The 6,333-nt window shown below is 75.6% G+C and carries 7 protein-coding genes; 4 read left to right on the top strand and 3 right to left on the bottom strand.

Annotated elements, in window-relative coordinates:
* A partial coding sequence (locus SJ20_RS06885; RefSeq protein WP_044659409.1) for a general stress protein occupies positions 1–555 on the bottom strand: 555 nt, incomplete at its 3' end.
* A gap of 92 nt (positions 556–647) precedes the next feature.
* Between SJ20_RS06885 and SJ20_RS06880 the strand changes: the two genes are divergently transcribed.
* Genes SJ20_RS06880 through SJ20_RS06870 form a run of 3 tightly spaced genes read left to right on the top strand, consistent with a single transcriptional unit; the run spans position 648 to position 3,890 of the window.
* Positions 648–1,916 carry a magnesium transporter MgtE N-terminal domain-containing protein gene (locus tag SJ20_RS06880; protein ID WP_010080556.1) on the top strand — a complete coding sequence of 423 codons (1,269 nt, stop codon included), beginning with the start codon at positions 648–650 and terminating at the stop codon, positions 1,914–1,916.
* A gap of 40 nt (positions 1,917–1,956) precedes the next feature.
* Complete coding sequence (locus tag SJ20_RS06875) at positions 1,957–2,745, top strand: DUF1003 domain-containing protein (protein ID WP_044659408.1); 789 nt, start codon at positions 1,957–1,959, stop codon at positions 2,743–2,745.
* The gene (locus SJ20_RS06870; protein ID WP_044659407.1) at positions 2,742–3,890 is read left to right on the top strand and encodes an Mrp/NBP35 family ATP-binding protein; all 1,149 of its coding nucleotides are present in this window, start codon (positions 2,742–2,744) and stop codon (positions 3,888–3,890) included. The genes SJ20_RS06875 and SJ20_RS06870 overlap by 4 nt, the downstream gene beginning before the upstream one ends.
* 48 nt (positions 3,891–3,938) lie before the next feature.
* Here the strand turns inward: SJ20_RS06870 and SJ20_RS06865 are convergent, their stop codons facing one another.
* Positions 3,939–4,547, bottom strand: coding sequence for a protein translocase TatA (locus SJ20_RS06865; protein ID WP_036316486.1), 609 nt, complete (start codon positions 4,545–4,547; stop codon positions 3,939–3,941).
* A gap of 60 nt (positions 4,548–4,607) precedes the next feature.
* On the bottom strand, positions 4,608–5,480 hold the full coding sequence (locus SJ20_RS06860; RefSeq protein WP_036316484.1) for a zf-HC2 domain-containing protein: 873 nt from the start codon (positions 5,478–5,480) through the stop codon (positions 4,608–4,610).
* Between the two features lie 196 nt (positions 5,481–5,676).
* Between SJ20_RS06860 and SJ20_RS06855 the strand changes: the two genes are divergently transcribed.
* Positions 5,677–6,327: an O-methyltransferase gene (locus SJ20_RS06855; protein WP_044659406.1), complete on the top strand. Its 651-nt coding sequence runs from the start codon at positions 5,677–5,679 to the stop codon at positions 6,325–6,327.
* Positions 6,328–6,333: the final 6 nt, after the last annotated feature.

Raw genomic sequence — 6,333 nt, 5'->3', positions numbered from 1 at the left:
AAACCCGCCCCCGGCCTCCTCCGCGGCGGGGGCGGGCGCCGGCTGCGGGGCCGGCTGCGGCGTCGGGGCCGCGGCACCGCCCAGGCCCAGCTCCTGGCGGGCGCGGGCGGCGTGGTCGAACGCGACCACGAGGTCGAAGGCCGTCGGCACGACGGCCTGCGAGGACGCGAAGCCGTGCTGGCCCCGACGCATCGCGAAGCCGATCACGCCGAAGATCAGCCACACCGCCAGGCCCAGCAGCATGGAGGTGAGGATCTGCCCCGGGCCGGCCTCGGGGGCCAGCAGGTAGAGGAACATGCCGATCAGTCCGCCGAAGAACACGCCGCGCACACCCGCGGACAACGCCACCTGGGCGTAGTTCAGCCGGCCGCGCACCCGCTCCACGACCCGCAGGTCCTTGCCCACGATCGACACGGCGCTCACGGGGAAGTCCGTGGCGGCGAGGCGGTCCACCTGCTCGCGCGCCTGCGCGTAGGTGGCGTAGGTGGCCAGCAGCTCTCCGCGGGGCAGGCCCTGCTCGGCGCCGGGCTGAGGGTTGGACATCATGAACGACATGGACCCATTGTGCCCGGCCCGGCGCCCGGGCGGGCGGCGGTCCGCCGTACGCGGACACGGAGCCGCGGTCCGGCACGCCGTAGGCTGGGTCGGTGAGCTCCCCCAAGATCTTCGTGGCCCGCCTGCTGGGCCTGGACGTCTTCGACCCCCTCGGCGACCGCCTGGGACGGCTGCGCGACGTCGTCGTGCTGGACCGCGGCCCCGCCGCAGCCCCGTTCGCCACCGGCCTCGTGATCGAGGTCCCCGGCAAGAAGCGCGTCTTCGTCCCGATGACGCGGGTGACGTCCATGGACTCGGGCCGGATCATCACGACCGGGCTGATCAACCTGCGCCGGTTCTCCCGCCGTGGCGCCGAGCAGATGGTGGCCGCCGACCTCTTCGACCGGAAGGTGCGCCTCTCCGACGGGTCGGGCGAGGCCTTCCTGGAGGACATCGGGCTGGAGCAGCAGCGCAACGGCGACTGGCTGGTCTCGGACCTGTACGTGCGCCGCATCGTCGGCCGCGGCCCCTTCGGCCGCGCCCAGCGGGGCGAGCACCTCCTGCTGAACTGGGACGAGGCCCGCTGGACGGCGCAGGCCGACCCGCAGGGGGCCACGAGCTTCCTCGCCGCGCACGAGGACCTCAAGCCCGCCGACCTGGCGGACATGCTCCACGACATGTCGGAGAAGCGCCGCGTCGAGGTCGCCAGGGAGCTGCAGAACGAACGCCTCGCGGACGTGCTCCAGGAGCTGCCCGACGACGACCAGGTGCAGATCCTCTCCCAGCTGGACATCGACCGCGCCGCCGACGTCCTGGAGGAGATGGACCCGGACGACGCGGCGGACCTGCTCCACGAGCTGCCCGACTCCCAGCAGGAGCTGCTGCTCGAACGCATGGAGCCGGAGGACGCCGAGGACGTCCGGCGCCTGCTCGAGTACGAGGAGGGCACGGCGGGCTCGCTCATGACCCCCGTGCCGGTCATCCTCCCCCCGGAGGCCACCGTGGCCGAGGCCATGGCGACCATCCGACAGCAGGAGATCTCCCCCGCGCTGGCCTCGCTCGTGATCGTGGCCCGGCCGCCGTTGGAGACGCCGACGGGCCGGTTCCTCGGCGTCGTCCACTTCCAGCGCCTGCTGCGGTACCCGCCGCCGGAGGCGATCGGCAACATCATGGACAAGGATCTCGAGGCCGTCTCGGACCTCGCCCCCATCGCCCACGTGACCCGCGAGCTCGCGACCTACAACCTCACGTGCATCCCCGTGGTGAACGAGCAGGACCGCGTCGTCGGGGCCGTGAGCGTGGACGACCTGCTCGACCACATCCTGCCCGACGACTGGCGGGCCATGGACCTCGACGACGCCGAGACCCGCCCCGCAACCTGACCCCCGCGGCCCGCCGCCGCACGACACCGGAGGTGTGAGCATGACCCAGACCGCGCGATACCTGCGCCCGGGCCGCGGCACCGGCCTGGACACCCCGCTGAGCGCCAGCGGGCGCCGCGTGCCCCGACTGGCCCCGAACCCGGACGCCTTCGGCGAGGCCACCGAGGGCATCGCCCGCTTCATGGGCACCCCGCAGTTCCTCGTCTGGATGACGCTGTTCTGCGCCGCCTGGCTGGGCTGGAACACGTTCGGCCCGATGGAGTGGCGGTTCGACTCCGCCGAGCTCGGCTTCACCGCGCTCACGCTCATGCTCTCCCTCCAGGCGTCCTACGCCGCACCCCTGCTCCTGCTGGCGCAGAACCGCCAGGACGACCGGGACAGGGTCGCGCTGCGCGAGGACCGTGACCGCGCCGAGCGCAACCTCGCCGACACCGAGTTCCTCACCCGCGAGATCGCCGGTCTGCGGCTGGCCGTCCAGGAGGTCGCCACGCGCGACTTCGTGCGCGGCGAGCTGCGCGGCGTCCAGGACGACCTCAGGGACGACCTCCGCGAGGCGCTGCGCGCCGAGCTGCGGGAGGAGATCCGGGAGGAGATCCGGGAGGAGCTGCGCGCCGGCCTCCCGGGCGCCGAGGCCCAGCCCCGCAAGAACAAGAAGACCAAGGGCCGCGGCCGGGATGCGCGGCGCGGCGACGCCGGCGCCGAGCCCACGACCACCACGCTCGCCACCCTCGCGGCGCAGGAGGCCCAGGAGGCCCGCGAGGCCGGGGGGTCCGGTCCGGTGACCGGCCCCGCCGGCGGTGCGGGCCCGGTGGACGGGGGCGGCCGATGAGCGCCCTGGGCCTGCCCGTGCCCGAGGTCCGCACCGACCTCGAGCGCCGGGTGCTGGAGCGGCTCGCCACGGTCCAGGACCCCGAGATCCGCCGCCCGATCACCGACCTCGGCATGGTGGAGTCGGTCGTGGAGACCGCCCCGGGCGTCGTCGAGGTCGCGGTGCTGCTCACGATCGCCGCGTGCCCCCTGCGCGGGACGATCCAGACGGACGTGGCCGCCGCCGTCGCCGACGTACCCGGCTGCGGGTCCGTGGACGTCCGCGTCGGGGTGATGGAGCCCGAGCGCCGCCTGGCGCTGCAGGACGCCCTGCGCGCGGCCCGGCCGACGAACCCGTTCGGGAAGGACACGCTCACGCGCGTCCTCGCGGTGGCCTCGGGCAAGGGCGGCGTGGGCAAGTCCTCGGTCACGGCCAACCTCGCGGTCGCGCTCGCCGCGCGCGGACTCGCCGTCGGCCTGATCGACGCGGACGTGCACGGCTACTCCATCCCCGGGCTCCTGGGCGTGACCGGCACCCCGACGAAGCTGGACCGGATGATCCTGCCCCCCGTGGTGCGGGACGTGAAGGTCATCTCGATCGGCATGTTCCTCGACGCGGACCGGCCGGTGGCCTGGCGCGGGCCGATGCTGCACCGCGCGCTCGAACAGTTCGTCACGGACGTGCACTGGGGCGACCTGGACGTCCTGCTCGTGGACCTGCCCCCGGGCACCGGGGACATCGCGATCTCGACGGCGCAGCTGCTGCCCGCCTCGGAGCTGCTCGTGGTGACCACGCCGCAGCACGCCGCCGCGCAGGTGGCCGCGCGCGCCGGTCAGCTGGCGGAGCAGACGGGCCAGACCGTGGCCGGGGTCGTGGAGAACATGGGGCCGATGACCCTGCCGGACGGCACCGTCCTGGATGTGTTCGGGACCGGCGGCGGCGCCGAGGTGGCGGAGCGGCTGTCCGGAGCGCTGGACACGCAGGTGCCGCTGCTGGGCACCGTCCCCCTGGACCCGGCGCTGCGCGCGGGCGGCGACGCCGGCGAACCCGTAGTGATGTCCGCGCCGGAGAGCCCCGCGGGCCGGGCGCTGACGCAGATCGCGCAGCGGCTGGCCGTGCGGCCGCGCGGGCTGGCCGGGCGGCGCCTGCCGGTCACCCCCCGCTGACCTCGGGGGCCGGCGCCCCGGTCAGGGCCCCCGGCGCGCGCGACGGCGTCAGGTCGCGTCGACGTCGAAGGGGGCGGGCGCCAGCCCGAGCAGCTCGAGGGGGTCCGGCTCGGTCTCGACGGCGGCAGGACGCTCCTCGGCGAGGGCCTCGGCGCGGCCGGAGGCCATCAGGGCTGCGGCGGCGCCGCCCACGGCGGCCGCCCCGGCGGCGGGCGCGGTCGACCGGGTCTGCGCGGCGGCGACGGACTCCGCGGCGGCGGTGCTGCCGCCCCCGGCGGGGCGGCGGAAGAGCGTCCGCGGATCCATGTCCGCCAGGTCCTGGTGGGTGAGGCCGCCGTGCACGTCCTCGGCGCTGATGCCCGTCGCCTGCGCCGCCCGGGACGCGGGCGTGGACGAGCCGTCGGCGGGCTCGCGGAGCGCGTCGCGGATGATGCGGCGCGGGTCGTACTGGCGGGGGTCGTACTTGCGCCAGTCCACCTCGTCGAAGTCCGTGCCGGTCTCCTCCTTGAACTGCGCCTTGGCACCCTCGGCCTTGTCGCGCATGACGCGCAGCCAGTCGGTGAAGGCGCGCGTGTACTCGGGGAGCTTCTCCGGCCCGAGGATGACGATCGCGAGCACCGCCAAGATGATGAACTCGCTGCCGTTGATACCTAACACCCTCCGAACTCTACTAGAGCGGCACCGCCCCACAGCCCGGAGCCGCGGGGGCGGGGCGGCTCAGCCGCGGGGGCGGGGCACGGCGTCCGCGATGCGTTCGAGGCCTCGCTCCAGGCGCTCCTCGACGGCGTCTCCGCCGCCCAGCTCGAGCACCCGTGCCCGCTCGGAGACCAGCAGGTGGGTGAGGACCGCGTCCGCGCGCTCGTCCGGCAGGGTGGCCTCCACGCGGTAGGCGGCCTGCGGCGTGGTCAGCTCGGCCGTCCAGCCGTCCTCGCCCCCCGCCGGGACGATCCGGTAGACGCCGCCGCCGGCCAGTCGACGCTCCTGCGCCCCCGTGCTCAGGGGCGCGGTCGAGGCACAGCCCTCCGGGGCGGCTCCCACGATCCGGGGTCGGCACTCGCGGACGGTCACGGTCGGCTCGTCCCGACCCCAGCCGACGACGACCTCCACGTCCTCGGCCGTCTGGGCGGTGTCCACGGTGAGCGGCTCCAGGCCGGCCCCCACGAGGGAGGGCACCGTCCAGCCCTGACCCCGCAGCTCCGCGACGGTGCCGCGCCGGTCCGTCGACGCGGTCCCGGCTGCCGGCAGGGCGACGGTGTCCGTCGGGGTCGGGGCCGTGCGCACGGCCGTGGCGCGGGGCGCGCCGGCCACCCAGACCGCGGTGAACAGCCCGCCGAGCAGGACGACGAAGGTGAGCAGCCCCACCACGAGGCGGCCGGAGACGCCGCGGGCGCGCAGCACCGGGGCGACGACGGCGCCCGCCGGACGCTGGTGCACCGTGCGGGCGGCGTCGAGCACGCGGGCCCGGGCCTGGACCGTGGCGCGGCACTCGGGGCAGCGGTCCAGGTGGCGGGCGATGCGCGCCCGGGACGCGGCGGGGAGGGCGCCCTCGAGGTAGGCGTCCATGTGGCGCTGGGTGTGTCGACGTCCCATGCGGCCACCTCCTCGGTCCTCGCGTCCTCGGCCCGGCGAACGGCCTCCCACATGGCGGGAGCCGGTTCGTGCCATCTCCCATCATCGGCCCGCCTCCTGGGAGAACTCTGGGTCGCGGCCGCGTGCCGACCCGTACACTGGCCCGCGTCGCCCGTGCCGCGGGCGAGGTCCCGCCGTCGTCGTCCCGGAGTCACCCATGAGCGCCCTGCAGCCCCAGCCCACCGACAAGCACGCGTCCTGGGCCTGGTCGGAGAGCCGGGCCACCGAGGACGACGTCGTCCTGCGCGCCCGCGAGCGCGCCGCCGAGCTGGACGTGCCGCCGGTGAGCGAGGGGACGGCGGCCCTGTTGACGGTGCTGGCGGCCACGCGTGCCCCCGCGGCGGTCGTGGAGGTGGGCACGGGCGCCGGCGTCTCGGGCCTCGCCCTGATGCGCGGTCTGCCCGAGCGCACGGTCCTCACCACCGTCGATCCGGACGCGGAGGCCCAGCGTGCGGCCCGCGAGGCGTTCTCGGAGGCCCGCCTGCCCACGAGCCGCACCCGCATGATCACGGGGCACTCCCGGCTCGTCCTCCCCCGGCTCACGAGCGGCGCCTACGAGATGGTCCTGGTGGACGGGGACCCGGCCGCGCGTCAGTTCGACGTCGAGCAGGCCGCGCGCATGCTCGCCCCCGGCGGCGTGCTCGTCGTGGTGGACGCCCTCGACGGGGACCGCGTTCCCCGGCCCGCCGTGCGCGACGAGTCCACCGTGTCCGCCCGGGCGGTGGACCGCCTCATCCGGGAGGACGAGCACTGGCTGTCCGCCGTCGTCCCCTCCGGCACGGGCGTGCTGATCGCGGTGCGCCGCTGATCCGCG

It is taken from the genome of Micrococcus sp. MS-ASIII-49 (assembly GCF_000946635.1).
In the GTDB taxonomy this organism is placed as follows: Bacteria; Actinomycetota; Actinomycetes; order Actinomycetales; family Micrococcaceae; genus Micrococcus; species Micrococcus luteus.
The sequence above is the reverse complement of the archived record's forward strand: the minus strand, read 5'-3'. Positions and strand labels throughout refer to the sequence as shown.